Source organism: Synechococcus sp. H55.11, from assembly GCF_047462475.1.
Classification (GTDB): Bacteria; Cyanobacteriota; Cyanobacteriia; order Thermostichales; family Thermostichaceae; genus Thermostichus.
Genome location: NZ_JANSJI010000076.1, coordinates 1 through 1999 on the forward strand (window position 1 = coordinate 1; position 1999 = coordinate 1999).

Genomic DNA, 1999 nt, shown 5'->3' on the forward strand with positions numbered 1-1999 from the left:
GTTGCTGATTTCTCTTATTGGCTTGGGCTATATGGTGCGGCAGACGGCGCTGCCGGAGTTTCGAGCTGCCGGATTGGCCCATCTTTACTTCGTGGGCTTGGTCTGGACACTGGTGATCGCCCTGGGCATGATTCTCTCGGTGCTGCCTTTTGTCGGTCGTACCCCTCTAGCGGCTTTGAGCCAATATCTGGGGGTGTTTTGGCTGTGGCAAATGGGGTTGGGCCACTGGCTCAACGGCCTGGTGGATCCGCCGCGCCTTCCCTACTGGATCACCGGTGGGATCCAGATCTTGGCCGGAGTTGCCTGCCTGCTGTGGGGGCTGGAGTGGCAGTATGCGGTGGCAGGGGGGATCGGGGCTTTGGCCATGCTGCTTCTGATCCCACTGCATGGATCTCGATAGATCTCACTGATCTCCCTCTGAGGCCTTATCCAGGTGCACCTGCCAGACTTGGCCCAGCGCCCTCACCTCATCCCCAAGGCGCAATTTGCGCCCGCGGCGGGTTTCCACCTCGCCATTGACCTGCACCTGTCCGGCTTGGATCAACTGCTTGGCCTGCCCACCGGTGGACACAACCCCCGCCCACTTGAGAAACTGATCCAGCTTAATCACGGGATCTGTCGCCATCACTGCACCCAAAGGGTTTTGACATCGACCAGTTGTCCCATTGCCTGTTTCTCCACTCTGGCATTTGCATTCTGCCCGGAATGGGGCTCGGGAGAGAAAAATTGGTGATGTTTGGGATCAGGGTTGCAAGCTGCTCGTGGTTGCCGTTGGATCCCCGGCCCAGAACTCATAAGCGGCTTGCGACAGGCTGGCGATCAGCTCTTCGGCTCTGGGGTCGTTGGGGGTTTCTCGCTTCACCCACACCGCCGCCACATAGCGTCGCCCGTTGGGCAAATCCAGGATCCCGGCATCTCCCACCACCGAGCGCAGGGTTCCCGTCTTGTGGGCAATGCGCACCTCCTGGCCCAGGTGGGGTCGAAAGTAGGAAGGCCGTTGGGTACGCCAGAGAATGTCCAAAAAGCGGTCGCGGCTGCGGCGGCTAAGCATGCGCCCCTGTTCCACTTGGCTGAGCAACCAAACCATGTCGCGTGGGCTGCTGGTGTTGGTGCCCTCCAGATCCGGTAGCCACCAGGAAATTTGCGTGTGCTGTAGCCCCCACTGACGAAATTTTTGGTTGAGAGCCTCCTGTCCACCCAGGCGATCGATGATCAGATTGGTGGCGAAGTTGTCGCTGAGGGTGCTCATCAGGGTGGCCGCCTCCAGGGCAGAGACCTGGGATCCCAGGGGACGGGTTTGGAGCACGCCCGCTCCTCCTGCCTTGAGATCTTCCCGCAGGGCGAGCGGTTCATCCAGCCGCACCTGCCCGGTTTCCACGGCCTGGAAAAAGGCCAAGAGAATGGGGATCTTGATTACGCTGGCGGCAGGAAAAGCCTGATCCGGCCTGACGCCGGCAAAGGCGCCGCTTTCCACCTCCCAAAACAGGGCCCCTGCCGTCAACCCCGGTTGGTCGGCCAAAGCGGCTAGGCGCTCCTGCAAAGCCGGGACCGCCTCTCCCTGCAGGGTATCGCTCGGCCCTGGATCCCCAAGCTGCGTCGTGGCAGGTTCTGTCTGTCCAGTGGGGGTTGATTGCAGCAGTTGCGAGAGGCCGGCCATTGTCAGGCCCAGGATGAGACTGAAGCTCAGGCCCCTGAGCAACACTTCTCCGAGGGCCGGAGAACGTCCTGGGCGGCGAGGCTGGACAGCCCGTTGGCGCAGACGGGCGATGGCTTTTTGGCGGGCCAGACGCAGCGGCTGAGGGTGAGAGGCAGCCGGGGCAGGAAGCAGGCGCCCAGAACCCCCCAATAGGGCATCCTTAGCGGATCGTGAGGGGCGGCGGGGATCCCGAGGCTTCTTGGGCGTTGGTCTCCTCTCCCTTGCTCCGGCCATGAGAACAACTGCTCCCACACAAGGCTTGCGTAAAGATGTTGACAGTTTTACCAGCTCTGGTGGCTCGGT

Annotated in this window: 3 protein-coding genes; 1 reads left to right on the plus strand and 2 read right to left on the minus strand. The window is 61.7% G+C overall.

The window, feature by feature from the left end:
• Window positions 1–400: hypothetical protein (locus NW853_RS03310; RefSeq protein ID WP_414336185.1), on the plus strand; the 400-nt coding region annotated here is incomplete at its 5' end.
• Window positions 401–403: 3 nt separating this feature from the next.
• Here NW853_RS03310 and NW853_RS03315 read toward each other — a convergent pair.
• Window positions 404–625, minus strand: a complete 222-nt coding sequence (locus NW853_RS03315; RefSeq protein ID WP_414336183.1) for an RNA-binding S4 domain-containing protein — start codon at window positions 623–625, stop codon at window positions 404–406.
• 117 nt (window positions 626–742) lie between these two features.
• On the minus strand, window positions 743–1846 hold the full coding sequence (locus NW853_RS03320; RefSeq protein ID WP_414347743.1) for a serine hydrolase: 1104 nt from the start codon (window positions 1844–1846) through the stop codon (window positions 743–745).
• Window positions 1847–1999: the final 153 nt, after the last annotated feature.

Bases quoted from the DNA above. Each gene is read 5' to 3' on its own strand.
- NW853_RS03315 (WP_414336183.1), bottom strand. From the start codon at position 625: ATGGCGACAGATCCCGTGATTAAGCTGGATCAGTTTCTCAAGTGGGCG.